General features: G+C 63.1%; 25 protein-coding genes, 1 tRNA gene and 1 pseudogene. 15 read left to right on the top strand and 12 right to left on the bottom strand.

The features are described 5' to 3' along the window. Positions 1 to 95: 95 nt before the first annotated feature. A complete protein-coding gene (locus tag ACPFMA_RS07870) occupies positions 96 to 749 on the bottom strand; it encodes a thiopurine S-methyltransferase (RefSeq protein ID WP_425929936.1) in 654 nt (217 codons plus the stop codon). Between the two features lie 103 nt (positions 750 to 852). Between ACPFMA_RS07870 and ACPFMA_RS07865 the strand changes: the two genes are divergently transcribed. Next, positions 853 to 1,620: a DODA-type extradiol aromatic ring-opening family dioxygenase gene (locus tag ACPFMA_RS07865; RefSeq protein ID WP_425929935.1), complete on the top strand. Its 768-nt coding sequence runs from the start codon at positions 853 to 855 to the stop codon at positions 1,618 to 1,620. 126 nt (positions 1,621 to 1,746) lie between these two features. On the opposite strand, the pseudogene ACPFMA_RS07860 reads toward ACPFMA_RS07865, so the two are convergent. Both ACPFMA_RS07860 and ACPFMA_RS07855 read right to left on the bottom strand, forming a co-directional pair. Next, a pseudogene (locus ACPFMA_RS07860) lies at positions 1,747 to 3,448 on the bottom strand (DEAD/DEAH box helicase). Between the two features lie 310 nt (positions 3,449 to 3,758). After that, positions 3,759 to 4,511, bottom strand: coding sequence for a spermidine synthase (locus ACPFMA_RS07855; protein WP_425929934.1), 753 nt, complete (start codon positions 4,509 to 4,511; stop codon positions 3,759 to 3,761). A 136-nt stretch (positions 4,512 to 4,647) separates the two neighbouring features. On the opposite strand from ACPFMA_RS07855, the gene ACPFMA_RS07850 reads away from it, so the two are divergent. Further along, complete coding sequence (locus ACPFMA_RS07850) at positions 4,648 to 5,994, top strand: class II 3-deoxy-7-phosphoheptulonate synthase (protein WP_064304896.1); 1,347 nt, start codon at positions 4,648 to 4,650, stop codon at positions 5,992 to 5,994. A 112-nt stretch (positions 5,995 to 6,106) separates the two neighbouring features. Here the strand turns inward: ACPFMA_RS07850 and ACPFMA_RS07845 are convergent, their stop codons facing one another. Next, positions 6,107 to 6,856 (bottom strand): sulfite exporter TauE/SafE family protein, encoded by a 750-nt coding sequence (locus tag ACPFMA_RS07845; protein ID WP_425929933.1) that lies wholly within the window; start codon positions 6,854 to 6,856, stop codon positions 6,107 to 6,109. A gap of 111 nt (positions 6,857 to 6,967) precedes the next feature. On the opposite strand from ACPFMA_RS07845, the gene ACPFMA_RS07840 reads away from it, so the two are divergent. From ACPFMA_RS07840 to ACPFMA_RS07830, 3 genes are all read left to right on the top strand, one after another. Next, a complete protein-coding gene (locus ACPFMA_RS07840; RefSeq protein ID WP_064304898.1) occupies positions 6,968 to 7,930 on the top strand; it encodes a LysR family transcriptional regulator in 963 nt (320 codons plus the stop codon). A gap of 47 nt (positions 7,931 to 7,977) precedes the next feature. Further along, entirely contained in the window at positions 7,978 to 8,439 is a 462-nt protein-coding gene (locus ACPFMA_RS07835; RefSeq protein WP_037062174.1) for a MarR family winged helix-turn-helix transcriptional regulator, read from the top strand. 168 nt (positions 8,440 to 8,607) lie between these two features. Further along, on the top strand, positions 8,608 to 9,027 hold the full coding sequence (locus ACPFMA_RS07830) for an organic hydroperoxide resistance protein (protein WP_009406581.1): 420 nt from the start codon (positions 8,608 to 8,610) through the stop codon (positions 9,025 to 9,027). A 59-nt stretch (positions 9,028 to 9,086) separates the two neighbouring features. Here ACPFMA_RS07830 and efp read toward each other — a convergent pair whose 3' ends face one another. Together efp and earP are read right to left on the bottom strand one after the other, a co-directional pair. Then, positions 9,087 to 9,656 carry an elongation factor P gene (efp, locus tag ACPFMA_RS07825; protein ID WP_009406582.1) on the bottom strand — a complete coding sequence of 190 codons (570 nt, stop codon included), beginning with the start codon at positions 9,654 to 9,656 and terminating at the stop codon, positions 9,087 to 9,089. A gap of 48 nt (positions 9,657 to 9,704) precedes the next feature. Continuing rightward, positions 9,705 to 10,823 (bottom strand): elongation factor P maturation arginine rhamnosyltransferase EarP, encoded by a 1,119-nt coding sequence (earP, locus tag ACPFMA_RS07820; protein ID WP_064304899.1) that lies wholly within the window; start codon positions 10,821 to 10,823, stop codon positions 9,705 to 9,707. A 112-nt stretch (positions 10,824 to 10,935) separates the two neighbouring features. Between earP and ACPFMA_RS07815 the strand changes: the two genes are divergently transcribed. After that, positions 10,936 to 11,370, top strand: coding sequence for a hypothetical protein (locus ACPFMA_RS07815; protein WP_064305033.1), 435 nt, complete (start codon positions 10,936 to 10,938; stop codon positions 11,368 to 11,370). Continuing rightward, positions 11,348 to 11,854: a GreA/GreB family elongation factor gene (locus tag ACPFMA_RS07810; protein WP_064304900.1), complete on the top strand. Its 507-nt coding sequence runs from the start codon at positions 11,348 to 11,350 to the stop codon at positions 11,852 to 11,854. Before ACPFMA_RS07815 ends, ACPFMA_RS07810 begins: the two co-directional genes overlap by 23 nt. Before the next feature lie 29 nt (positions 11,855 to 11,883). Here ACPFMA_RS07810 and ACPFMA_RS07805 read toward each other — a convergent pair whose 3' ends face one another. After that, on the bottom strand, positions 11,884 to 12,810 hold the full coding sequence (locus ACPFMA_RS07805; protein WP_064304901.1) for a LysR family transcriptional regulator: 927 nt from the start codon (positions 12,808 to 12,810) through the stop codon (positions 11,884 to 11,886). A 124-nt stretch (positions 12,811 to 12,934) separates the two neighbouring features. Here ACPFMA_RS07805 and ACPFMA_RS07800 point away from each other — a divergent pair, with 124 nt between their 5' ends. Beyond that, positions 12,935 to 13,684: a 3-oxoacyl-ACP reductase family protein gene (locus ACPFMA_RS07800; protein ID WP_009406587.1), complete on the top strand. Its 750-nt coding sequence runs from the start codon at positions 12,935 to 12,937 to the stop codon at positions 13,682 to 13,684. A gap of 3 nt (positions 13,685 to 13,687) precedes the next feature. Here ACPFMA_RS07800 and ACPFMA_RS07795 read toward each other — a convergent pair whose 3' ends face one another. Continuing rightward, positions 13,688 to 14,566, bottom strand: a complete 879-nt coding sequence (locus tag ACPFMA_RS07795) for a LysR family transcriptional regulator (RefSeq protein WP_279898065.1) — start codon at positions 14,564 to 14,566, stop codon at positions 13,688 to 13,690. Positions 14,567 to 14,662: 96 nt separating this feature from the next. Here ACPFMA_RS07795 and ACPFMA_RS07790 point away from each other — a divergent pair, with 96 nt between their 5' ends. The 3 genes from ACPFMA_RS07790 to ACPFMA_RS07780 all read left to right on the top strand — a co-directional run bounded on the left by ACPFMA_RS07790 (position 14,663) and on the right by ACPFMA_RS07780 (position 18,709). Next, positions 14,663 to 15,850 carry an MFS transporter gene (locus tag ACPFMA_RS07790; RefSeq protein ID WP_425929932.1) on the top strand — a complete coding sequence of 396 codons (1,188 nt, stop codon included), beginning with the start codon at positions 14,663 to 14,665 and terminating at the stop codon, positions 15,848 to 15,850. A 98-nt stretch (positions 15,851 to 15,948) separates the two neighbouring features. Then, a complete protein-coding gene (locus tag ACPFMA_RS07785; RefSeq protein WP_420057482.1) occupies positions 15,949 to 16,335 on the top strand; it encodes a hypothetical protein in 387 nt (128 codons plus the stop codon). A gap of 220 nt (positions 16,336 to 16,555) precedes the next feature. Beyond that, positions 16,556 to 18,709 carry a TonB-dependent siderophore receptor gene (locus ACPFMA_RS07780; protein WP_425929931.1) on the top strand — a complete coding sequence of 718 codons (2,154 nt, stop codon included), beginning with the start codon at positions 16,556 to 16,558 and terminating at the stop codon, positions 18,707 to 18,709. Between the two features lie 154 nt (positions 18,710 to 18,863). Here the strand turns inward: ACPFMA_RS07780 and ACPFMA_RS07775 are convergent. Continuing rightward, positions 18,864 to 18,953: transfer RNA gene (locus tag ACPFMA_RS07775), tRNA-Ser, on the bottom strand. Between the two features lie 300 nt (positions 18,954 to 19,253). Between ACPFMA_RS07775 and ACPFMA_RS07770 the strand changes: the two genes are divergently transcribed. The 3 genes from ACPFMA_RS07770 to ACPFMA_RS07760 all read left to right on the top strand — a co-directional run bounded on the left by ACPFMA_RS07770 (position 19,254) and on the right by ACPFMA_RS07760 (position 21,816). Continuing rightward, entirely contained in the window at positions 19,254 to 19,943 is a 690-nt protein-coding gene (locus ACPFMA_RS07770) for a crotonase/enoyl-CoA hydratase family protein (protein ID WP_064304906.1), read from the top strand. A 115-nt stretch (positions 19,944 to 20,058) separates the two neighbouring features. Continuing rightward, positions 20,059 to 20,778 carry a lysophospholipid acyltransferase family protein gene (locus ACPFMA_RS07765; RefSeq protein WP_425929930.1) on the top strand — a complete coding sequence of 240 codons (720 nt, stop codon included), beginning with the start codon at positions 20,059 to 20,061 and terminating at the stop codon, positions 20,776 to 20,778. 66 nt (positions 20,779 to 20,844) lie between these two features. Continuing rightward, a complete protein-coding gene (locus ACPFMA_RS07760) occupies positions 20,845 to 21,816 on the top strand; it encodes a magnesium and cobalt transport protein CorA (protein ID WP_064304908.1) in 972 nt (323 codons plus the stop codon). Here the strand turns inward: ACPFMA_RS07760 and ACPFMA_RS07755 are convergent. Beyond that, positions 21,794 to 22,522 carry an amidotransferase gene (locus ACPFMA_RS07755; RefSeq protein WP_425929929.1) on the bottom strand — a complete coding sequence of 243 codons (729 nt, stop codon included), beginning with the start codon at positions 22,520 to 22,522 and terminating at the stop codon, positions 21,794 to 21,796. The two genes, ACPFMA_RS07760 and ACPFMA_RS07755, sit on opposite strands and share 23 nt — an antisense overlap. A gap of 520 nt (positions 22,523 to 23,042) precedes the next feature. Here ACPFMA_RS07755 and ACPFMA_RS07750 point away from each other — a divergent pair. Beyond that, positions 23,043 to 23,837 carry a c-type cytochrome gene (locus ACPFMA_RS07750; RefSeq protein WP_420057478.1) on the top strand — a complete coding sequence of 265 codons (795 nt, stop codon included), beginning with the start codon at positions 23,043 to 23,045 and terminating at the stop codon, positions 23,835 to 23,837. A 3-nt stretch (positions 23,838 to 23,840) separates the two neighbouring features. On the opposite strand, the gene ACPFMA_RS07745 is transcribed toward ACPFMA_RS07750, so the two are convergent. Then, entirely contained in the window at positions 23,841 to 24,629 is a 789-nt protein-coding gene (locus ACPFMA_RS07745) for a transglutaminase family protein (protein WP_064304910.1), read from the bottom strand. Further along, positions 24,626 to 25,576 carry an alpha-E domain-containing protein gene (locus tag ACPFMA_RS07740; RefSeq protein ID WP_009394173.1) on the bottom strand — a complete coding sequence of 317 codons (951 nt, stop codon included), beginning with the start codon at positions 25,574 to 25,576 and terminating at the stop codon, positions 24,626 to 24,628. Before ACPFMA_RS07740 ends, ACPFMA_RS07745 begins: the two co-directional genes overlap by 4 nt. Between the last annotated feature and the right edge of the window lie 3 nt (positions 25,577 to 25,579).

The following is a 25,579-nucleotide window of genomic DNA, read 5'->3' as shown; positions in this document are numbered from 1 at the left end:
TCGCGCCCCCCTGTGGGAGCTGGCTTGCCAGCGATTGCGGTGGCGAATTCACTATTGCAATCGCGGGTGAACCCGCTCCCACAGGGTCCGCTTACTCAGCTCCTCAAGGTGTAGGCCCGCTCCAGCAGGCTACCGACGCCCGCCTGCACGAACTTCCAGCTCTCACCAAGGATGTCCTGCACCGCCTCCTCGCTGACCAGCCAGCGCCCGGCAAACAATGCCCGGACCTCATCATCGGCCACCGAGAACGGCGGGCCGTCCAGCTTCGACTGGTCATATTCCATCGTCACCAGCACACCCCGACAGCCCTTGGGCAGGATCGCATTCAAGTGCGCCACATAGCGCTGGCGCATCTCCGGCGGCAAGGCAATCAGCGCCGCACGGTCATACAGCCCCACGCAACCAGCCACATCCTCGGCCGTCAGTTCGAAGAAATCCCCGCACCAGATCTCCACGCCTTCACTGCGATAGCAACTGAAGGCCCCGTGCTGGTACCGCTCAGGTTGCAACTGCTGTTCGACAAAGAAGTCCTCCACCGCGCGCTGCGACAACTCCACCCCCAGCACCCGCAGCCCCTGCCCCGCCAGCCAGGCCAGGTCCAGGCTCTTGCCGCACAGGGGCACCAGCACCCGGCTGCCCGCGTCGATCGCCAGCGTTGGCCAATATTGCGCCAGGTAGGGGTTGACCTGGTCCTGATGGAATCCGATCTGATTGCGCTCCCAGCGCTTGTGCCAAAAATCCGCTTGCATGATGACTCCAGGATTTCGATCAAATAATGCGAAAACTTATATTGGAATTAGATCAATGATCTAGCTGAAGATGGTAGCCATCATACCCTTCAGGACGTTTGCGATGCTCCCAAGCCTGTTCATTTCCCATGGATCCCCCATGCTCGCCCTGGAACCCGGCGAAAGCGGCCCGGCCCTGGCGCGCCTGGCGGCCAGCCTGCCACGGCCGAAAGCCATAATCGTGGTTTCGGCGCACTGGGAAAGCCACGACCTGTGGGTTGCCAGCGCTGCGCGGCCAGCCACCTGGCATGACTTCGGTGGCTTCCCGCCCGCACTGTTCGCTGTGCAATACCCGGCGCCCGGCGAGCCGCTGCTGGCCGAGCGGGTCGCCGGCCTGCTGAAGGACGCAGGCATGCCGGCCGGGCTCGATGGCAAACGACCTTTCGATCATGGCGCCTGGGTGCCGCTGTCCCTGATGTATCCGCAGGCCGATATCCCGGTCGTGCAGGTGTCATTGCCGAGCCTGCGCGGTCCGGCCTTCCAGGAAGAGGTCGGGCGCGCCCTCGCCTCGCTGCGGGCTGAAGGTATCCTGCTGATCGGCTCCGGCAGCATCACCCACAACCTGGGCGAACTGGACTGGCGCGCAACCGATAATGGTTCGACACCCTGGGCACTGGCGTTTCGTGACTGGATGGTGGAGAAACTCGCGGCCGATGATGGCGATGCGTTGCTGGATTACCGCAGGCAGGCGCCGTTTGCGGCACGCAATCATCCGAGCGATGAGCATCTGTTGCCGCTGTACTTCGCCCGGGGCGCCGGAGAGCGGTTCGGGATCGAGCACCAGGGGTTTACCCTTGGGGCGCTGGGGATGGATATCTACAGGTTCGACTGAAGCTTTTCTGTGTTTCTGATGGCCTCATCGCTGGCAAGCCAGCTCCCACAGGGATCCGTGTGCACCGCTACTGACAGGCAAAAAAAATCCCCGAACCAGTCGGGGATTTTTTCATTCAGCCGAGGATCAATCCTCGCGATAACGGCGCAGTTTCAGCTGCTTGCCGGCAACGCGGGTGTCCTTGAGCTTGGCCAGCAGGCGATCCAGGCCTTCTTCCGGCAGCTCGACCAGGCTGAAGCTGTCGCGCACCTGGATGCGGCCGATGGCTTCGCGGGCCAGGCCGCCTTCGTTGAGGATGGCACCCAGCAGGTTCTTCGCGGCGATACCGTCACGCGCGCCCAGCGCGGTACGGCAACGGGCACGGCCTTCGCCCAGCGGCATCGGCGCACGACGCTCGCGCTCACCGCTACGCTCGGAACGCTCGCCACCGGTACGCTCACGCGGGGTGTAGCTCGGAACCAGCGGTTGTTCCTTCTCGACGGCTTCCAGGGTCAGGGCCTGACCGTTGGTGGCCTTGCGCAGCAGCGCAGCGGCCAGGGCACGCGGGCTGCAACCGATATCGGCGGTCAGGCGGTCCAGCAGGTCGCCATGGGTCGCTTCGGCATCGGCAACCAGCGGCGCCAGGCTGTTGGTCAGTTTCTTGATGCGCGCATCAAGGACGGCTTGGGCGTTCGGCAGGCGAACCTCGGCAACCTTCTGACCGGTCACACGCTCGATCACCTGCAGCATGCGGCGCTCGCGCGGGGTAACCAGCAGCAGCGCGCGGCCTTCACGACCGGCACGGCCGGTACGGCCGATACGGTGCACGTAGGACTCGGGGTCGTACGGCATGTCGACGTTGAAGACGTGGGTGATGCGCGGTACGTCCAGGCCACGGGCAGCGACGTCGGTAGCGACGACGATGTCCAGGCGACCGTCCTTGAGCGAGTCGATCACGCGCTCACGCTGGTTCTGGGCGATGTCGCCGTTCAGCGCGGCAGCCTTGTAGCCCTTGGCTTCCAGGGCGCTGGCCAGGTCCAGGGTGGCCTGCTTGGTACGCACGAAGGCGATCAGCGCGTCGAACTCTTCCACTTCCAGCAGACGCAGGACAGCGGAAACCTTCTGGTCGGCGTGGACCATCAGGTGTGCCTGCTCGATGGCGGTCACGGTCTGGGTCTTGCTCTGGATCTTGACGTGCTTCGGCTCGCGCAGGTGGCGCTCGGCGATGGCACGGATCGAGGCTGGCAGGGTAGCCGAGAACAGAACGGTCTGGCGGCTTTCCGGCATGGCCTTGAAGATCACTTCGAGGTCGTCCATGAAGCCCAGCTTGAGCATTTCATCGGCTTCGTCGAGAACCAGGTGGTTCACGGTGGCCAGGACCTTCTCGTCACGACGCAGGTGGTCGCACAGACGGCCAGGAGTCGCCACGACGATCTGCGCGCCGTTGCGGATGGCTTTCAGTTGTGGGCCCATCGGGGCACCACCGTATACGGCTACCACGGTCACGCCCGGCATCTGCTTGGCGTAGGTTTCGAATGCGGTAGCGACTTGCAGCGCCAACTCACGGGTTGGCGCCAGGATCAGGGCTTGCGGCTCGCGCTTGCTCGGGTCGATGCGGTTCAGGATGGGCAGGGCAAAGGCGGCGGTTTTACCGGTACCGGTCTGCGCCTGACCGATCATGTCATGACCGGCGAGAATGATCGGGATCGATTGTTGCTGAATGGCGGACGGCTCTTCGTAGCCGGTAGCCAGAACGGCAGCAACAATATTCGGATTAAGATCGAGAGCGGCGAAGCCGCCGGTTTCCTGGGTCATGGGTCTGCCTCTAAGTGCATCCGCAAAGACCCATGCTCCAAAGCTGCGCATGCCTTGTAAGACCCGAGGGTCACCCTGGCAGCTTTGTCGGCGGGGATTTGCGAAAACGATTGAAGATAAAGAAAAGAACGTCCAGGAAGCGTCCGCGATGCGGACATGCAGCGAAGTTGACTTCGCAGAGCACTGCCTTGAACGAGGTCCGTTGAAAGACCGGCGCGCACTATACCTGAATTCGTTCGTTCGGTGAGAGGTTTTTTTCGGAAAACGACAGGCGCGAACCTTGAAACGACGCGCTTGAGGTACTTCGGCCTGCCTTGCCTGGATTTTCCGCTGAAACGTTTTACTCAGGTCGCCGGCCTGATCGCCTCGATCAGGTAGTGCAACGAGTACCCCAGGCGCGGCGCCAGGGCCTCGGCACGCGCGCGCAGCCCGATGGTGTCAAGGGTCTGGTCGAGGTCGGCCGGCACCAGCAGGATCACGTTGCCCTCCTTCACCGGCAGTTCCCAGTAATGCCTCGAATACAGACCGCGCAGCAACGCCGCGCCCAATGGCCGGCCATCATCGCCGGCCCACTGGTTGATCACCAGCCAGCCGCCGGGATTCAGGCGTTTCTGGCATTCTTCGAGGAAGCCCCAGGCGAGATGGCCTACGCCCGGGCCGTGATCGGTATACAGGTCGACGAAGATCAGGTCGGCCGGCTCGGCGCTGGGCAGCAGCTCGAGTGCATCACCGACCCGGATATACAGGCGCGGATCATCGTCCAGCCCGAGGTATTCGATAGCCAGGCGCGGTACGTCCGGGCGCAGCTCGATGGCTTCGACGTCATCCAGCGGCAGGAACTTCAGGCAGGCCTGGGTCAGGGTCCCGGCGCCAAGGCCGAGGAACAGCGCACTTTCAGGCAGCTCATGGCATAGCGCCCCGACCAGCATGGCGCGGGTGTAGTCATACTCCAGCCAGCTGGGATCGGCGGTGAATACGCAGCTCTGCTCGATGGCCTCGCCGAACTCGAGAAAACGGTAGTCCTCGACCTCGTACACGCTGATGGTGCCAAACTGATCGTGCACCTGCGCCAGCAGACGCTCTTCGCGCTCTGTCATGCTGTCTCCCGGCAACCCTGGGTGCCTCGAAAAGCCGGCATTGTCCGTCAATGCGTGCAGTGCAACAAGGCGTGTGCCGGGTGATAGCATGGCGGGCATGCGTCTTCGCCTCAGCCAATAACCAACAGAGCCTGTGATGAGCCAACCCTGGAGTCCCGAAAGCTGGCGCGCCCTGCCGATCCAGCAGCAACCCGTCTACCCCGATGCCGCCCACCTGCTGAAGGTCGAGCAGACCCTGGCCAGCTATCCGCCGCTGGTCTTCGCCGGCGAAGCCCGCGAACTGCGTCGCCAGTTCGCCGAGGTGACCCAGGGCCGCGCCTTCCTGCTCCAGGGCGGTGATTGCGCGGAAAGCTTCGCCGAGTTCTCGGCGGCGAAGATCCGCGACACCTTCAAGGTCCTGCTGCAGATGGCGATCGTCATGACCTTCGCCGCCGGCTGCCCGGTGGTGAAGGTCGGGCGCATGGCCGGGCAGTTCGCCAAGCCGCGCTCTGCCGGCGATGAAACCATCAATGGCGTCACCCTGCCCGCCTACCGCGGCGACATCGTCAACGGCATCGGTTTCGACGAGAAAAGCCGCGTGCCCGACCCGGAGCGCCTGTTGCAGTCCTATCACCAGGCGACTGCCACCCTGAACCTGCTGCGCGCGTTCGCCCAGGGCGGTTTCGCCGACCTGCACCAGGTGCACAAGTGGAACCTGGACTTCATCGCCAATTCGGCCCTGGCCGAGAAATACAGCCAGTTGGCCGACCGCATCGACGAGACCCTGGCCTTCATGCGCGCCTGCGGCCTGGACAGCGCACCACAACTGCGCGAGACCAGTTTCTTCACAGCCCACGAGGCGCTGCTGCTCAACTACGAACAAGCCTTCGTGCGCCAGGACAGCCTGACCGGCGACTGGTTCGACTGCTCGGCACACATGCTCTGGATCGGCGACCGCACCCGCCAGCTGGACGGCGCCCATGTCGAGTTCCTGCGCGGGGTGAACAACCCGATCGGGGTCAAGGTCGGCCCGAGCATGAACACCGAGGAACTGATCCGCCTGATCGATATCCTCAACCCGGCCAACGACCCGGGGCGCCTCAACCTGATCGTGCGCATGGGTGCGGAGAAGGTCGGTGATCACCTGCCGGGGCTGATTCGCAGCGTCGAGCGCGAAGGCCGCCAGGTGCTGTGGAGCTCGGACCCGATGCACGGCAACACCATCAAGGCCAGCAGCGGCTACAAGACCCGGGATTTCGCGCAGATCCTCAGCGAGGTGAAGCAGTTCTTCCAAGTGCACCAGGCCGAGGGGACCCATGCGGGCGGGATCCATATCGAAATGACCGGGCAGAATGTCACCGAGTGCATCGGCGGGGCACGGCCGATCACCGAGGATGCGCTGTCGGACCGGTATCACACGCACTGTGACCCGCGGATGAATGCCGATCAGTCGCTGGAGCTGGCGTTCCTGATTGCAGAAACACTGAAACAGGTTCGCCGCTGATCACCTGAGGAGCGACACGGCCCCTGTGGGAGCGGGTTCACCCGCGATTACGTTAGTGAACCCACCATCGCAATCGCGGGTAAACCCGCTCCCACAACGTCCGCGTAGCTCTTTAGATCTTGAAACCAAGCATCAGCGCGCAGATCACCAGGAACCCGCAGAACAGCGAGCGCAACATCTTCTCCGGCATGGCATGGGCCAGCTTCACGCCCCAACTGATGCTGAGCAGGCCGCCCACTGCCAACGGAATACCCATGGACCATTCCACATGCTGGTGGAAACCATAGGTCGCCAGGGTTACCGCTGTACTCGGCAGGGCCAGGGCCAGCGACAAGCCCTGGGCCACGACCTGGGTAGTGCCGAACACACTGGTCAGCACAGGCGTTGCCACAACCGCGCCGCCTACGCCGAACAAACCGCCCATTACCCCGGAGAAACTGCCGAGCACGCCCAGCCACGGCCAGGGATGGCGCAACTCGCTGGAAGGCTGCGCCGTCTTCATGAACATCCGCACCACATTCCACGCCGCCAGGGCGACAAGAAACGCGACGAAGCCAATACGCATTGCCCGCGCATCCACGCCTACCGCCCACAGGGAACCCAGCCAGGCAAACACGAAACCGGCCGCCGCCAGCGGTACCGCATGCCGCGCCTCGATGCGGTTGCGCTGGTGATAACGCCACAGCGCCAGCATCACATTGGGCACAACCATCACCAACGCCGTGCCCTGGGCCAACTGCTGGTCCAGGCCAAACAGCACCCCCAGCGCCGGGATGGCGATCAAGCCACCACCGATACCGAACAGACCACCCACGGTGCCCAGGACCGCACCCAGGACGATGTACATCAACCACTCGATCATGCCGGCCTCACCCACTATTTAATGGCAAGCATGCTACCGATCTGCGGCTAGCGGGGAAACGCACAGCAGCGCACAATGGCTTTGCCACTTTCGCATAAGCCCCCCATCACCATGAACCCCGACGCCCTCACCGAACAGTTCAAGCTGTTCCTCGACGTTCTTGAAACCGGCAGTTTTTCCGCCGCCTCCCGACGCCATCCTCTGACCCCCTCGGCGGTAGCGCGGCGTATCGACAATCTGGAAAGTGCCGTGGGCAGCCGCCTGTTCGTACGCAGCACCCATGCAGTGCGCCCGACCCCGGCGGGCAATGCCTTTGCCGAGCGGGCCCGGCGTATCGTCGAGGAATTGCGCCTGGCCCGGGCCGAGGCCGTCTCCCTGAGCAATGCCCCCGAAGGCCTGATCCGTATCGACGCGCCGGCGGCCTTCGGGCGCCGCCACCTGGCGCCGGCCATCGCCGATTTCCTGGTCGCCTATCCGGGGCTCGATGTGCAATTGCGCCTGATCGACAGCTTCGTCGATATGCAGGGTGCTCATCTCGGCGAGGTAGACCTGGTATTGCGCGCCGGCCCCTTGGCCGACACCCGCCTGGTGGCGACGCCACTGGCCTACATGGTGCGCATCGCCTGCGCCAGCCCGGCCTACCTGCGCCAGCGCGGTGTGCCGGCCAGCCCCGCCGAGCTGCCCGAACATGATGGCCTGGACTGGGACGGCCTTGCTCCGCCCTTCGCCTGGCGCTTCGAAGTGGACGGACAGATGCGCCTGCTGCGCCCATCACGCATGCGCATGACCGCCAACAATGCCGAAACCCTTCTGTTCGGCGCCCTGGCCGGCCTGGGCATCGCCCATCTGCCGACTTGGCTGATCAGCGAATACCTGCTGCGTGGCGAACTGTTGCCGCTGTTTTGCGAAAACGGCCTGCCTGCCGCCGAAACCAGCGGCGTCTACGCGCTGCGCCTTGAACATGAAACGAACTCTCGCAGCCGTTTGCTTCTCCAATTCCTCAAGAGCCGTTTTAGCCCGGTGCCGCCCTGGGATCTTGCGCTACAGAGCGAACTGAGCTGGCAATCGCGCTAAAAACTTGCGTGCTAATATTCAAGAGCCTGACGAATAAAAGGATCTGCATGAACGCCGATACTCCAGCTCCCGAACGCTGTGACGAACTGCTCCTCGACAACCAGGTGTGCTTCGCCCTGCATTCCACATCACTGCTGATGACCAAGGTGTACAAACCCTTGCTCCAGGCACTCGGCCTGACCTATCCGCAGTACCTGGCGATGCTAGTGCTGTGGGAGCAGGATGCCTTGACCGTAGGCGAGATCAGCCATCGCCTGCTGACCGATCCCGGCTCCCTTACCCCCCTGCTAAAGCGCCTCGAGGCCGAAGGCCTGCTCAAGCGCACCCGCAGCCGTGAAGACGAACGGGTAGTGATCGTCGAACTGACCGACGCCGGACGTGAGCTACAACAGCAGGCACGCCGGGTCCCGCATTGCATCCTCGGTGCCAGCGGCCAGTCGATGGAGCAATTGCAACAACTGCAAGCGCAACTGCTGGAGCTGCGCGAGCAATTGCAAAAGAACCTTTAACGGCTCTGCCCCGGGGCTTTCGACTTCGCTGTCAGCCCTCGCTGCAGGGGCTGCAGAGAAAAATTTGAAAATTTATCTTGCGCACTAAATATTTGTGAACTAACTTTATCCCCGTACCCAGCCGGCGCCCCAAACGCCAAACACTTACCAAGGTTCGAGGATCTCCCCATGAAAGCGCTCTACACCGCAACCGTAACCTCCACCGGTGGCCGCGACGGCCGTGCCCTCTCCAGCGACGGCATCCTTGACGTGAAACTGGCCACGCCGAAGGAGCTCGGGGGTGCCGGCGGTGCAGCAACCAACCCGGAGCAGCTGTTCGCTGCCGGCTACTCGGCGTGCTTCATCGGTGCGCTGAAATTCGTTGCTGCCCAGGGCAAGCGCCAGTTGCCCGGCGAAACCGCGATCACCGCGCAGGTCGGCATCGGTCAGATCGAAGGCGGCTTCGGCCTTGATATCGACCTGCGCATCAGCCTGCCGGGCCTCGAGCAAGCCGACGCCCAGGCCCTGGTAGACGCAGCGCACAAGGTCTGCCCCTACTCCAACGCCACCCGCGGCAACGTCGATGTGCGCCTGCATGTGAGCGTCTGATTTTCACCAGGCACAAAAAAACCCGGCCAAGGCCGGGTTTTTCGTGGACGCCAGGAAGATTACTTCTTGGAGCGGCCTTTGAAGCTGTTGTCGCGAGTGTCGATATCGATCCACTCGTCGATCTGGATGAAGTCGGCAACCTGGATCTCGGTACCGTTCTTCAGTTTGGCAGGCTTCATGACCTTGCCGGAGGTGTCGCCACGGGCAGCGTTTTCGGTGTAGACAACCTGACGGCTGATGGTGGTCGGCAGCTCTACGGAAACCAGGCGGCCTTCGAAGAAGACGGCTTCGCAGATGTCTTCCATGCCTTCTTCGATGTACGGCAGAACGGCGTCGATGTCTTCGGCGTTCAGCTCGTACATGGTGTAGTCGGTGGTGTCCATGAAGGTGTAGGTGTCACCGCTGATGAACGACAGGGTCGCTTCTTTGCGATCCAGGATCACGTCGTCCAGCTTGTCGTCCGCACCGTAGACGGTTTCGGTCTTGTAGCCGGTCAGCAGGTTCTTCAGCTTGGTCTTCATGATCGCGCTGTTACGGCCCGACTTGGTGAACTCGGCTTTCTGGACCAGCCACGGGTCGTTATCGATACGCAGTACGGTACCGGGTTTCAGCTCTTTACCAGTTTTCATTACAAAGTATCCGAATCTGGATGGATTTATAAAAATCGAGGCCGCGTATCATATCCAATTTCGGTAAAACTGCACCAGCGCCTTGGCAAGGTCCGGCCGGGCGGCCTGTTCCGCGCACCAACGACGGGCGTGCAACGCCAGTTCATCCCAGTGCGGCAACAGCTGCTTCCATGCCAGGCCCATGTCCCGGTCCATGTTCCAGGCCCGCCACAGCTCCACCAGTGCCGCCGCAGCGCTGGGCTCAAGGCCCTGGGTGTAGCGATCGAGAAAGGCTTCGAGTTTTTCCCAGTGGGCATACTCTTCCTGCACATAGATGTGCCAGAGCAGCGGCTGGCCGGCCCATTGCGCGCGGACGAAGGAGTCTTCGCCACGTACTGCGTTGAAATCGCAGCTCCACAGCAGCCGGTCGTAGTCGTCCTGGCGGACGAAAGGCAGGATCTGCACGGTCAGGGCGCCGCGCCTGTGGATATCTCCGACAGCAAGGTTATCCACAGCCAGCCAGGTTTTCACGTCACCCAGGATTCGCCCTTCCGGTACCAGCACGTGGTTGGGCCGGGCGTCCTCGGCGAGGGCATCGAACCAGCTGGCCAATCCGCCATTTTCGTAGGCAAACAGCGAAATCAACCGGGCATCGGGCTGAAGGGTAATGCCCATGTCGCGCAGAAACACCTCTCGGTCGAACGCTTCGCGCCTTTCCAGTAGATCGCCCTCGCGCAGCAAGCCACCGGTGCGCTCGGTAAACCCGGGGAAAAAGAACACCTTGCGCAAACCGTTCGGCTGCGGCGATGGCAGGCCGTGACAACCTTCCACCCAGTCTTCGGCGCTGAGGTAGTCCAGGTTCAGCCATAGCACCGGACTGGCGCGCTGTGTCATGGCCTCGATATAGGCCGTCGGCAACTGGCAGGCGAAAGCGCCGATCACCACATCGGCCACCTCCTCCACGTGCCACTGCGCCTCCCAGTGGCGTACCTCGACCCCTTCGCAGACCTGGCACAGAGCCTCGACATCCGCCTCCGGATACAGGCGCACGAAGGCCTTGGGCTCATCCACCCAAAGCCGCACCGCCAGTCCATGTTCGGCAACCAATTGCCGGGCTAGGCGCCAGGTCACACCGATATCACCGTAGTTGTCGACGACGCAGCAGAAGATGTCCCAGGTCGGTTTCATGGCAGGTCCTCTTGCACCGCGAACGAATAATCGTCGATTGTCCGGATTATCGGCTCCAGACAAAAGATCCATCGTGCGACAATCCCGTCCCTTTCCTGGCCAGGAGGCTTTCATGTCCTACCGAACCCGTCCGCGTTCATTCAAGGTTTCAGCCAAAATCCTGCCGCTGGCGCTGGGTGTCGCCCTTGGCCTGTGGCTGGGCTTCATCGCTATCGGCCTGACCCTCTGGGGTGTCTGGCAGTTCGTGCCGCAAGTGCGCGAACCGGTGGCCTCGGTGATCAGCCAGCCGCTCACTGCCCCGGCCCCGGCCCCGGCACAGCCACCGGCCGCTCGCTATCCGGGCATCCAGGAGCAATCGCCGGAACAGAACCGGATGTTCGAGCAGTACCAACAGGCCTTGCAGACCCGGCAGGTCGAGGACGCCTTCGACAGCGCCGAGAAAAATCCACGCAACCTTTCCAATCCCAGATGCCAGTTCTGGCTGCAACAGAACCGCACTGCACCTACCGAGAAAAGCCGGGCCAATGTTCTTGAATTCTGCCGCTGAACCCGACAAGCGAGCGCTGTTGCACGCCATCGTCGAGCGTCTGGCCGTCGACCTGGACATGATCCGGCGCGCCGCCCAGACCGCCTACGAAGCCGCTACTGCGGAAGAGAACATCGCCGAGAACAAATACGACACCCTTAGCCTGGAAGCCTCCTACCTGGCGACCGGACAAGCCCGGCGCATGGAAGAGATCCGTCAGGCGCGCTCGGCCTACCAACAGCTGAGCTTGCGCGATTACGACGCGCAACGCGGCATCCAGGTGAGCAACCTGGTATTGCTGGAGGATCAGGACGGGCGCCGGCAGTGGCTGTTTCTCGGGCCCGAGGCAGCGGGACTGAAGATTGGCGAAGGCGATGGGCTGGTGACGGTGATCACCCCGCGGTCGCCGTTGGGGCAGCAGTTGCTGGGCAAGTTCGAAGAGGATGAACTGAATCTGGTGGTGGGGAATGGGCGGCAGGCATTGGTCGTTATTTCCGTGAAATAGAGGCCCGGAAGAGCACCTTGAATTCGCCATCAGCCCAACGCATCGAACCGCCCCGCCAAGCCCTGCACCACAAACTGCTCCATCAGGAAATCCACGAACACCCGGGTCTTCCCCGGCAGCAACCTGTGCTGGGCGTAGTACAACGAAATATTGCCGTCATCCACGTACCAGTCCGGCAGCACCCGCCGCAGGCTGCCGCGCTGCAGATATGGCACGGCAAACGGCATGCTCACCAGTGCCACACCCAAGCCCTGCTCCGCCGCCGCGCAGGCCGCTTCGGAATCGCTCATGGTCATGCGCTGGCGCAGGTTCAACGGACTCTGCTCCTGCCAGCGACTGGTCAGCGGCCATGAGCGTACCCGTCCGGTCTGCGGCGAGCGGATCAGGATACCGTCGGCCCTGGCCAGATCCTCCGGCGTGCGTATTTCGCCGCAGCCCTCCAGGTAATCCGCCGACGCCACCAGGATCCGGTGTGCCGGCGCCAGCTTTCTCGCCACTACCCCGGGCGGCAGTTCGAAACCGCCGCCGATGGCCGCATCGAAACCCTGCGCAATCAGATCCACCTGACGATTATCGAAGTGCCAGTCCGGCGTGATCGCCGGATAGCGCCGCAGGAAATCGCCCAGCATCGGCAGGATATACAGGCGCCCGAACACCGTGCCCATGCTCACCTTCAAGGTCCCCGCCGGTTGCCCTTCAGCGCTTGCCAGGTTGGTTACGGCGTGCTGGATGGTCTGGAAGCTGTCACGCACCTCGGCAAGAAAACGCTGGCCGGCCTCGGTCAGGGCCAGGCTTCGGGTACTACGCTGGAACAACCGCACACCCAGGCGCGCTTCCAGCCCGGCGACGTTCTTGCCCACGGCCGCAGGCGTCAGGCTCAGGCGTCGCGCGGCTTCGGCAAAGCTGCCGACTTCGGCACTGCGGATAAAACACTCGATGCTGGTGAAGGTTTCCATCGGACATTCCATACCAAGGGTTTATTCAGACTATAGCGATTACCGGCTTATCGAGTGGTAATCACAGGCAGATACTCGGTTCCATTCACAAGGCATCCGGCCTTGTTCCTTCGGAGCATCAAGCATGTCGACCCAACACAACCTCAGCGGCAAAGTGGCATTGGTCCAGGGCGGCTCGCGCGGCATCGGCGCGGCCATCGTCAAACGCCTGGCCGAACAGGGTGCCGCAGTGGCCTTCACCTACGTCAGTTCACAGGACGTCGCCGAACAGCTGCAGAACGAGATCCGCCAGGGTGGCGGCAAGGCCCTGGCACTGAAAGCCGACAGCGCTGACGCCGCCGCCGTGCAGCAAGCGGTGGACCTGGCCGCCGGGCACTTCGGTCGACTCGATATCCTGGTCAACAATGCCGGAGTCCTGGCGCTTGGCGATGTCGCCGAGTTCAGCCTGGAGGATTTCGATCGCACGCTCGCGGTCAACGTGCGCAGCGTCTTCGTCGCTACCCAGGCCGCGCTTCGGCATATGGGCCAGGGCGGGCGGATCATCAATATCGGCAGCACCAATGCCGAGCGCATGCCGTTTTCCGGCGGCGCAACCTACGCGATGAGCAAATCGGCACTGGTCGGGCTGACCCGCGGCCTGGCACGCGACCTTGGCCCGCGTGGCATCACCATCAACAACGTGCAGCCCGGCCCGGTAGACACCGACATGAACCCGGCCGACAGCGAGTTCGCCGACACCCTGATAGGGCTGATGGCGATCGGGCGCTACGGTCATGTCGAGGAAATCGCCGGTTTCGTCGCCTACCTGGCGGGCCCGGAAGCGGCCTATATCACCGGCGCCAGCCTGACCATCGACGGCGGTTTCGCCGCCTGACAGTCACCGCGCCGCCAGATGCCGTTCCAGCAAGCGGATAAAGGCACTGGCGGCCGGGGTCGGGGTCTTCGACCAGATGGCATACACATGACGCACCGGCGCATCGCTGACCGGCAGTACCTTCACGCGCTGGAACCCGGCGGCCACCCGCTCTGCCACCAGCCCCAGGGCGAGGCCGCGCTGGACAAATTTCTCGATCAGGTTGGTGGTTCCCACCTCGAACTGCACCCGGTGACGCAGGCCGGCGGCGGTAAAGGCTTCGTCGGTCTGGCGCCGTGCACCGGTGCCGGCCTGGAAGTCCACCAGCGGTTGATCCTCCAGTTGCGCCAGTGACAAGCAACTGTGGATAACCAAGCGATGCTCCAGCGGCAGCACTGCCACCAGTTCCTCCCTGGCCAGCAGGCGATGCTCGACCCCGTCCAGCGATTCCCCCGGCCAGACACCGATGAAAGCCACGTCCAGGCGCCGCTCGCGGACATCGCCGATCATCAGCTCGCTCTTGCCCATCAGCCAGCGGATATCCACCTTCGGGTACTCACGGTGAAAGCCGGCCAGCAGATCGACCAGGTCCAGTTCGGTCAGCGAACTGATCTCGCCGATGGACAAGCGCCCGCGCACTTCTCCGGTAGCGGCGGCCACCTCGTCGGCAATCCGCCGCGCCGCATCCAGGGCGATGCGGGCATTAGGCACGAAGGCCTCGCCGGCCGGGGTCAGCCGAACCCGGCGCGAACTGCGCTCGAACAACCGGGTGCCGAGCTGTTCCTCCAGTTTGGCGATCTGATGGCTAAGCGCCGATTGCACCACGTGACAACGCTCGGCGGCGCCGGTGAAGCTGCCGGTTTCGGCAACGGCCAGGGCATATTCGATCTGCTTCAGATTCATTTATCCATCTGCTTTCGAGATTGATCCGATGACAACTATGCATTGGCGTCATGCTAGTGCATTTCCCATACTGACGGCTCTTGAAAGGAGGCACCCATGAGTTCCACACCCGTCCTGAGTCGCGCCCTGATCCTGCTGATGGCCACCGCCACCGGCCTGGCGGTGGCCAGCAACTATTACGCCCAGCCCTTGCTGCACAGCATTGCCGAACACTTTGGCCTGAGCACCGCCAGCGCCGGCTGCATCGTCATCGCCGCCCAGCTCAGCTATGGCGCCGGCCTGTTCCTCCTGGCGCCGCTGGGTGATTTGTTCGAGCAGCGCCGCCTGATCGTCAGCATGATCAGCATTGCCACCATCGGCCTGTTGATCAGCGCCTTTTCCCCAAGCCTGCCGTGGCTGCTGCTGGGCACCACGCTCACCGGCCTGTTCTCGGTGGTGGCCCAGGTGCTGGTGCCGATGGCCGCCGGACTCAGCGAGCCGAGCGAACGCGGCCGGGTCGTCGGCACCCTGATGGGCGGGCTGCTGCTGGGCATTCTTCTGGCCCGCACTGCCGCCGGCTTCATGGCCACCCTCGGTGACTGGCGCAGCATCTACATGCTCGCCGCCGCACTCATGGCCCTCAGCGCCATTGCCCTGTATCGCGCACTGCCGCAACGTCAGCAGCATGCCGGCCTGGCCTATCCGGCGCTGATCGGCTCGGTGTTCCGGCTGTTCGCCGAAGAGCCGGTGCTGCGGCTTCGCTCATTGCTCGGGGCAATTTCCTTCTGCCTGTTCGCCCTGTTCTGGACGCCCCTGGCGTTCCTGCTGAAGGCCGAGCCTTACCAGTATTCCGATGGCGTAATCGGACTGTTCGGCCTGGCCGGTGCCGCCGGCGCCCTGGCCGCCAACTGGGGCGGACGCCTGGCCGATAAAGGCAAGGGTGCGCAAGGCACGACCGTCGGTCTGCTGGTGCAGTTGCTGTCCTGGATACCCCTGGCTTTCGCCCCGACCTCGCTGGCGGCATTGCTGGCCGGTGTGCTGTTGCTCGACCTGGCCGTGCAATTGGTCCACGTCAGCAACCAGAACGCGGTAATCGCCCTGCGCCCTGAAGCGCGCAACCGTCTCAATGCCGGCTACATCACCTGCTATTTCATCGGTGGCGCCAGCGGTTCGCTGCTGGGTACCCAGTTGTTCCAGGCCTGGGGCTGGAACGGCACCGTTATCGCCGGGCTGGGGATCGGCGTCGTCGGCCTGCTGGTGTGGTGGCTGGGGGGCAACAAAGTGATGCAGGTCAGAACCGTCTGACGGATGTCCTACCCTCCGTCGCCTGGCGATTGACTTGGGGGTGTCCGGGGGGCTGAGTAAGCGCTGGTCAACAAGCCCTCTCAACCTGGATTACCCGCATGACAAGACTCACGGTTCAATCCGGCGATTTCTTGCAAGGTGAAGGCGAGTACCGCAATGGATCGCTCACACTCAAGACCGCCGCGAGCCCTTCACCGGGCGAAAAAATCGCGCTCTCACGCATCAAGGAAATGAAGGTCGCCAATCAGGAAACCAGCCGCAACCTGGGCAGCGCCCTTGGCTGGGGCTTCGCCGGTTGCCTGATGGCCGGCCCGCTGGGCCTGCTCGCCGGGCTCTGGCTGGGCAGCAAGGACGAGGAAATCACCTTCCTTGCCACCTTCAAGGATGGCCGCAAGCTACTGGCGGTGACCGATGGGAAGACCTGGTCGAAGCTGGACGGCAACTGGCGCCGCCGCACGCAGCCGCGGCAGCTATCGAACTCCTGAGCCCGGCATCCTGCCACACCGCTCATCCTCTGCAATGACATGGCAAATCGGGGCACCGCAACGCGGTTGCCCCTGCTAAGATTGCGCCCGCGCCAGCACGCCCTGGCGCAGTGCCATCCCCCTCGCCCGTGCCTTCCTCTCGCCGTACCGGGTCTTCAGCCACCGGCAACTCCGAACGACAACGGTGTGCCCGCTGTCGGCCCCCAAGGAGTTTTGCCGCATGTCCTTGCACCGCCCGTGCCTGCCGCTCAGCCTGCTCACCGCCGGCCTGGCCCTGAGCAACCCGTACGCCTTTGCCGAAGACAGTGTCGTCCTCGATCCGCTGAACGTATCCGACACCAGGGATGAGGGCTATCAGCCGCGTCAGGCCCAGGTGGCTGGATTCTCTTCCGCACCGCTGCTGGACACTCCGGCCTCGGTCTCGGTGTTCACCGAACAAATGCTGCAGGACCGCCAGGTGCGCCTGCTCAGCGAGGTGCTGCAAAGCGATGCCTCGGTGGGCGAGTCCTACGCGCCGATCGGCTACTACGAAAACTTCAATGTGCGCGGCTTCAGCCTCGACGCCGCGCACAGCTACAAGATCAACGGCCAGACCATCACCGGCGAACAGAACGTGGCGCTGGAGAACAAGCAGCAGGTGGAATTGCTCAAGGGCCTGTCCGGGCTGCAAAGCGGCGTGTCGGAACCTGGCGGGCTCATCAACTACGTGACCAAGCGCCCGGAAGACGTGCGTTCGCTGACCTTGTCCAGCAACGAGCAGGGCGAGCGCTATATCGCCACCGACCTCGGCGGCTGGTTCGGCAGCGAACGCCAGTTCGGCCTGCGCGCCAACCTGGCGCACGAGGATATCCGCAGCTATGTGGACCATGCCGACGGCCAGCGGGACTTCGCCTCCCTGGCGTTCGACTGGCAGATGAGTCCGAACGCGCTGCTGCAACTGGACGTCGAGTACCAGACCCGCGAGCAATATTCGGTGCCGGGCTATCAGTTGCTGGGCGGCACCAGCCTGCCGCATGGTATCGACCCGAAGGACCGCCTGGCCTGGCAGGACTGGGCGCACCAGGTGAAGAGCGATTCGCTGAACCTCGGCGGACGTTTCGAATACCGCTTCAATGATGCCTGGACCGGGACATTGAGTGCATCGCGCAGCCGGGTGGTAATCGATGACTACAGCTCGTTTGCCTGGGGTTGCTACGGTGCGGCCAGTTGTCCCGGCCTGGGCAACACCTTCAGTCCCGACGGCGACTACGACATCTACGACTACCGCAGCCCGGACGACACCCGCCGCACCGACGAAGCCCAGGCCACCCTTGTCGGCCGCTTCGATGCCCTCAGCGTGAATCATGAACTGACATTGGGCACCAGTGCACAACGGCGCACCGTCGATCAGCGTCCGACCTTCAACGAGTGGGTGGGCACAGCCAACATCTATCAGGCAACCCCGGCCTTCGATCCGGCACCAGGCAGCCCAGGCCATACCGAACGACGCCTGGACAGCCGCCAGTACGGTGTGTTTTTCAGTGATCACATCAGTTTCAACGAACAATGGCAGACAGTGATCGGCGCCCGCGAAGTTCGCCTGGACGAAGAAGCCTTCGCTGAAGACGGTGTCTCGAACCGGCACACGCGCCAGTATGAGTTGTTGCCCAACGCAGCGCTGATCTACAAGCCGCGTCCGGACCTGTCCCTCTACACCAGCTACAGCAAGGGCCTGTCGTCCGGCGGCACCTCACCGTGGTTCGCCTCCAATGGCGGGGACATCCTCGCCCCGACCACCTCCCACCAGATCGAGCTGGGAATCAAGCGTGACTGGCAGCGCATGAGCTTCAGCGCGGCGCTCTTCCAGTTGCGCCAGGCCTACCAGTATGCCCGGCCCGACGGCGCCGGGAATTTCACCTACGTGCAACAGGGTCAGCAGAAGAATATCGGCCTGGAACTGGGCGCCAGCGGCTGGGCGACCTCGGACCTGCAGATCAATGCCAGTATCGCTGCCACCCGCGCGCGGGTCGAAGACAGCGGCACCGACGCCTACGACGATCACCAGGCCCTGAACGTACCGCGCCTGCGCGCGGCCTTGCAGGCCGACTACAGCATTCCCGGCGTACCCGGCCTGGCCCTGCTCGGCGGCATGCGCTACAGCGCCAGCAAGTACGCCAACCACGAGGGAACCGTGGAAGCCGGTGGCTATACCGTATTCGACCTGGGCAGCCGCTACAGCACGAAGATCGCCGGGTATGACACGGCGCTGCGCCTGACTGTGGATAACGTGTTCGACAAGCGCTACTGGCGGGATGTGGGGGATTACCTGGGGGACAACTATCTGTTCCAGGGGGCGCCGCGGACGGCGCGGGTTTCGGCTTCGGTCAGTTTCTGAGACCTGCGGGGCTCTTTCGGGCCCTATCGCTGGCAAGCCAGCTCCCCCAGGTTTCGCATAACCTGTGGGAGCTGGGGGAGAACAACATAAACCCCCGGAATGCAAAAAGCCCCCGGAAACTCACGTTTCCAGGGGCTTTTCGGTACATCGAAAGTGGCGGTGAAGAAGGGATTCGAACCCTTGATACAGTTTCCTGTATACACACTTTCCAGGCGTGCTCCTTCAACCGCTCGGACACTTCACCGGATCTCTTCAAGCAGTTCAGCCTGTCGAGGCGCGCTAATTTAGTCGAAACCTTTTCACTTGGCAAAGGTTTTTTTCAGAATTTTCAGATATTTATGCCAGAGCCTGGAAAACGGTAGGTGAAATGGCAATTTGGCCAATCCCTGCCCTGCTTTGTCCGGCCTTTCAGGCGATTTCCCGCCGGACGGGCCCGGGAGCGCGAACGGTGACCGCATGGTCAGTCATCGTGCTTTACCTGACCGCAGTGGCTGGGTAACGTCTTGCCACTTTCCCGCCACTTCTCCTTGCAAGGAATTCCGTCATGAGTGAGCTGATCAACTACCACCTCGACGATGGCATCGCGACCCTCACCTTGAACAACGGCAAGGTCAATGCCATCTCGCCCGACGTGATCGCCGCCTTCAATAGCGCGCTGGACCGCGCCAAGGAAGACCGCGCCGTGGTCATCGTCACCGGCCAGCCCGGGATCCTGTCCGGGGGCTACGACCTGAAAGTGATGACCTCCAGCCCGCAAGCGGCGATGGCACTGGTCACCGCCGGGTCGACCTTGGCCCGGCGCCTGCTGTCCCACCCCTACCCGATCATCGTCGCCTGCCCCGGGCATGCCGTGGCCAAGGGTGCCTTCCTGCTGCTTTCGGCCGACTACCGCATCGGCGTCGAGGGCCCGTTCAGCATCGGCCTGAATGAAGTGCAGATCGGCATGACCATGCACCACGCAGGCATCGAGCTGGCCCGTGACCGCCTGGGCAAGGCGGCTTTCCATCGCTCGGTGATCAACGGCGAGATGTTCGACCCGGCCGGCGCCGTCGAGGCGGGCTTCCTCGACAAGGTGGTGCCCGCCGAGCAACTGGCCGAAACCGCCTTGGCCGCCGCCCGCCAGTTGAAGAAGATCAACATGAACGCGCACAAGAACACCAAGCTGAAAGTGCGCAAGGCCCTGCTGGAAATCCTCGACGACGCAATCATTCGCGACCAGGAACACTTCGCCTGAATTCAAGGCCGGACACCTCCTGTCCGGCCTTTCCCGCCACGCTGCCGAACAGTCCGTTTGCCGCCACCGGAGTACACCCGTACACTGCCTCGCGTTTTGTCGAGTGAGTCGTACGATGTTCTTTCTTCCTCGCATGCTCCTGCTGGGTATCCATTTCATCCTGGTGGGCCTGATCGGCCTGGTCATTGGCCTGTGCCGCCCATTCAACCCGGACAATAGCCGTCTCTATGCGCGCCTGTACGCCTGGCCGGCGAGCTGGCTGCTGCGCCTGGAGATCAAGGCCGAGGTGGGACCGCTGTTCGACCAGCCCCCCGGGTGCGTGATCGTTGCCAACCACCAGTCCAATTTCGACCTGTTCGTTCTCGGCCATGTGGTGCCGCCGCGCACCGTCTGCATCGGCAAGAAGAGCCTCGGCTGGATTCCGCTGTTCGGCCAGTTGTTCTGGCTGGGCGGCAACGTGCTGGTTGACCGCAGCAATGCCTACCAGGCGCGCCGTGCCCTGCAAACCACCAGCCGCACCCTGCAAAAAGATACGTCGATCTGGATCTTCCCCGAAGGCACGCGCAATCCCGGCGAGGTGTTGAAGCCGTTCAAGAAAGGCGCGTTCCATATGGCCATCGATGCCGGGGTGCCGATCGTACCGGTGTGCGCCAGCCGCTATGCACGACGCCTGAACCTCAACGGCTGGCGCAAGACCCGGGTGGAAATCCGCTCGCTGCCGCCGATTTCGACCACCGGCATGACCCAGCAGGACATCCCGGCACTGATGGAGCAATGCCGGGCCCAGATGCAGGCGTGCATCGACCTGATGGAGCACGAGCATCGGCACGGCTGAGCAGTTGCCGTTTCGTCGCGGTCAGACCAAGCTGTCTGACACGTTAAACGAAGGATTCGCACAACCATGGGTCGAGTCGTAGCAGCAGCGGTTTACAGTGCCGGGCGCAAGGTCACCAATATCAGCATCGACGAAGGTGCCGAATGGGCGCGCAAGCCGGGGCACTTCGTGTGGATCGGCCTGGAGGAGCCCAACGCCCAGGAACTGGCCAACCTGCAATGCCAGTTCAACCTGCACGAGCTCGCAATCGAGGACGCCCTGGAAAAACATAGCCGGCCGAAACTGGAAACCTTCGGCGACGCGCTGTTCATCGTCACCTATTCGCCAGTGCGCCAGGACGGCAAGCTGGAGTTCATCGAAACCCACATCTTCGCCGGCAACGGCTACATCATCACCTGCCGCAACGGCCATTCGAAGTCCTACGCCCTGGTGCGCCAGCGCTGCGAAGCGCGACCGCTGCTGCTGGAACATGGCGAGGACTTTGTGCTCTATGCGCTGCTGGACTTCGTCACCGAGAACTACCAACCTGTCAGCGAAGCCATCCATGGCGAGATCGAGGAACTGGAGCGCAACGTGCTTTGCGCTTCATTGGTGGAAGAGGACATTCGCCGCCTCCACGGCCTGCGCCGCGACATCCTGCGTCTGCGCCGCTACGTGGCGCCCATGGTGGAAATCAGCGAGGAACTGCAGCGCCTGGCCTTCCCCTTCATCGACAAGAACATGCGCCCGTATTTTCGCGATGTGCAGATTCACGTCACCCGGCAGATGGAGGACCTGGCAGGCATTCGTGACCTGGCCAGCCAGACCATCGAGATCGGCATGTTGCTGGAGTCGTCACGCCAGAGCATCGTGCAGCGCAAGTTCGCCGCCTGGGCGGCGATCCTCGCGTTCCCCACGGCCATCGCGGGGATCTACGGCATGAACTTCCAGAACATGCCGGAGTTGAGCTGGCACTACGGCTATTTCGCCGTCCTGGGAGGAATCGCGCTGGGCTGCACCGCGCTGTACAGCAGCTTCAAGCGTTCTGGCTGGCTTTAGGCTGGGCGACGAAGCGCATCATCCACTCGGCGACGGTCTGGCCCTGGTGCTCGATACCCAGGCTGTCGATGCCTTTGCGGTAGACCTCGGCGCCCAGGTGCTCCTGGCGCAGGTCGAGCAATGCCCGGGAATAGTCGTGGATGAATTCCGGATGGCCCTGGAAGCACAGCACCTGGTCGCCGATGTGATACGCGGCATAGGGGCAGAAATCGCTGGAGGCGATCACCGTGGCGTTCTCCGGTAGCGCGGTGACCTGGTCCTGGTGGCTGATGAGCAGGGTCAGTTCTTCCACCTGCGGGCTCATCCATGGCGCACGCGCCGCCATCACGTAGCGGTGGGTGCCGACGCCCCAGCCCTGGGTGGCGCGTTCGGTCTTGCCGCCGAGCAGCAGCGCCAGCAATTGATGGCCAAAGCAAACGCCGAGCAGCTTGTCACCATGCTTGTAGCGATCCAGCAGGAATTCCTTGAGCTTGCCAATCCACGGATCGTCGCCGAACGAATCGGCCTTGCTGCCCGTCACCAGATAGGCATCGAAGACTTCATCCTCCGGGGGATAATGGCCGTTCATCACGTTATAGACGCTGAACTCGGCGGCGATCGGCTGGCGGGTAAACAGTTGCTCGAACATCCGTCCGTAGCCCTGGTATTGCTCGACCAGCTCGGGTCGCAGGACGTCGGTTTCCAGGATGCAGATGCGTAGCGACATAGACTTGGCCCTGAACGACAGTGGTGAAAAAACACGGATGCAGCCTGCCGCGATTATTGGTATCAAGCAAGTATTCCCTCGGACGAACGGTCATTTCCTTGCGAGTCGTACGTGTAAGCGGCGCATGTGTCTAGTCAGGCGCATCGTACGCAGATGGCAAAAGGCCTCATAAGCGAACGGTCTTTCGCTACCAAAGTACAGACGAAAGCGTTCTAAATCGGCGGTAACGTTGCAGCATCCCAGGTTGTATACCCATTGATAGCAGGTCCGAAACGAGAGCCCGCAGAGGCTTCCACCGGACCGGAGACAGGGACGCCATCCGGCTTGCAGGAATAACAACAAAAAGGCAGACAGCCATGTTCAAACAACACAAGGTACGTCAGGCAGGACTCATTCTGTTCGCCACCACACTGCTGCTGATCCTGCCCAACCTGACACGCCTGTTCGGTTGAGCGATCGTCATTCGGTGTCATCCAGGCTCTGGTGTATGCTGCCGGCCTCACTGGTCGGAGATTGGTCCATGCGTCTTTGCCTCATCTTCCTGCTTGCCCTGGCGAGCCTGCCACTGCATGCCGCGCAACTGAAGCTGGAACTGGGCACCACCAGCAAGCAGTGGGACAGCGACGCCCTGCTCAAGCATCCGCAGGCTCGGGATATTCGCATCGATGAGGATGTTTCCTACAAGAAGGCCATGAACTACCGCGCCGTGCCCCTCGCCGCGCTGCTGGAGGGCATCAAGCCCGATGACCACCTGCAGGCCGTGGCCCTCGACGGTTTCGCAGCGGAAATGCCCGCAGCGCCATTGCTCGAAAACGGCCCGGCACAAGCCTGGATCGCGGTGGAAGACCCTGCAAGACCATGGCCAGCGCTGGGCCAGGACAAGCCGGGCGCCGGCCCTTTCTACCTGGTCTGGACTAATCCCAAGGCCGGCAATATCAGCCCTGAACAATGGCCTTATCAGATCGCCACTATCCGCCGCCTCGAGCCGGTCGCCGTGCGCTTTCCCGCCATGCTTCCGGCCAGCGACGCCAGCGCCACGGTGAACCGGGGCTTTGCCCTGTTCCAGAAGAACTGTCTGGCCTGTCATCGCCTCAACGGCGCCGGTGACGCCCAGTTCGGCCCTGACCTGAACCGCCCCTACAACCCCACCGAATATTTCCGCCCCGAATTCCTCCGGCGTTATATCCGCAATCCGCAAAGCTTGCGCCAATGGCCGCAGGCGCGCATGCCGGAGTTCACCGTCGAAGCCCTGCCCGACGCCGATCTCGACGCCCTGCTCGCTTATCTTTCGCACATGGCCAAGCGCAAATCCTGACCCCTACTGGTTGAACCCCGAGGTCACCAGCACATTGGCGTGCATCTGCTCATAACCGCCACCCCGACGCATGCCGCGCACCGGACAGGCATCCAGGTAATCCAGGCCTACCGCCAGCTTCAGGTGCCGCTCCGGCACGGCGAGCTGGTTGGTGACATCGAAGCTGTACCAGGCGTCGTCCAGCCAGGCCTCGGCCCAGGCGTGGCTGGCCATGTGCTGGTTGTCATTGTCGAACAGATAACCCGAGACGTAGCGCGCCGGCACCTGCAGGCTGCGGGCACAGGCGATGAAGGTGTGGGCGTGGTCCTGGCAGACTCCGGCTGCGCCGGCGAAGGCCTGGGCGGCGCTGGTGTCCACGGCGGTGGCACCGGGCCGGTAGGCGATATGGTCGTGCAATGCCCCCATCAGGCCGATCAAGGCACCGCGATCCCGGTATTCGCCACAATGCCGGACAGCGAAGGCGCGCAAGGCTTCGTCGGCCTCGGTCAGGCGCGTCGAGCGCAGGAATGGCAGGGGTGAATGGCTGTCCTGCTCGGCTTCCAGGTCGGGGTCGATCTCGACCTCGCCCCGCGCCGCGATCAGCAGGTCGGCATGGGGTTCTTCCAGGCTGAGCACGTGCAGGATATTGCCGAACGGATCGCGTCGTGCCTGCACGGGGCGCGGCAGGTCCAGCTGCCATTGCAGCACGCGCTGGCGCTGGTTGTCCGACGGGGTCAGGCGCAGGTACTGGATACTCGTACGCACCTGGTCTTCATAGTGATACGCGGTTTCGTGGCTGATTGTCAGTTTCATACGACCTCCAGGTAGGCGCTGTGAATGGCGTTGCCCAATTCGCGCACCAGCGGGATGTAATGGTTCAACCAGGGATGCAGGCCCTGGGAAAGGACTTCATCGATCCCGGTATAGCGCAGCCGGGCATCCACCTCCGCTGCAAGGCGCTGGGCCGGGCGGCCGTTGGTACCGTGCAGGCTGGCGAGGATCTGGTCGATTTCTTCGGTACAGGCCCGCAGCGAACGCGGCACATCGGCGCGCAGCAGCAGGAGTTCGGCCACATGGCGTGCCGTGGGCGCATCGCGGTAGATCTCGGTATAGGCCTCGAACGAGGACAGCGCGCGGAGCAAGGCGCTCCACTGGTAATAACCACGGGCGGAGCTGTCGCTGACGGCCTCGGCCGCCTCGCCAAACATCTCGTAGCGGGCATCGAGCAGGCGCAGGGTGTTGTCGGCACGCTCGATGAAGGTCCCGAGGCGGATGAAGCGGAAGGCATCGTTGCGCATGATGGTGCCGTAGGTGGCACCCCGGAACAGGTGCGAGCGCTCCTTGATCCATTCGCAGAAGCGGCTCATACCGTAGCGCCCCAGGCCCTGCTCGGCGATACCACGGATCTCCAGCCAGGTGGCGTTGATGTTCTCCCACATGTCGGCGGTGATCTTGCCGCGTACCGCATGGGCGCAGGCCCGCGCGGCGCCAAGGCAGCTATAGATGCTCGCCGGGTTTTCCGGGTCGAGGGCGAAGAAATGCAACAGGCGCTCGGCGTGGAGCTGGCCGTGGCGCTCCAGGTAATCGTCCAGGGTGCCGGTGATGCGCAGGGCCAGGGTCATTTCATCGAGGCCGTCGCCGCGCCCGTCCTGGGGCATCAGCGACAGCGAATAACTGACATCGAGCATGCGCGCGAGGTTTTCCGCGCGCTCCAGGTAGCGCGACATCCAGTACAGGTCGGAAGCGGTTCTGCTGAGCATGGT

This window comes from Pseudomonas sp. NyZ201 (assembly GCF_049860765.1).
Classification (GTDB): domain Bacteria; phylum Pseudomonadota; class Gammaproteobacteria; order Pseudomonadales; family Pseudomonadaceae; genus Aquipseudomonas; species Aquipseudomonas bharatica.
Note: the sequence above shows the minus strand (reverse complement) of the source record. Positions and strands in the feature narration are given on the sequence as shown.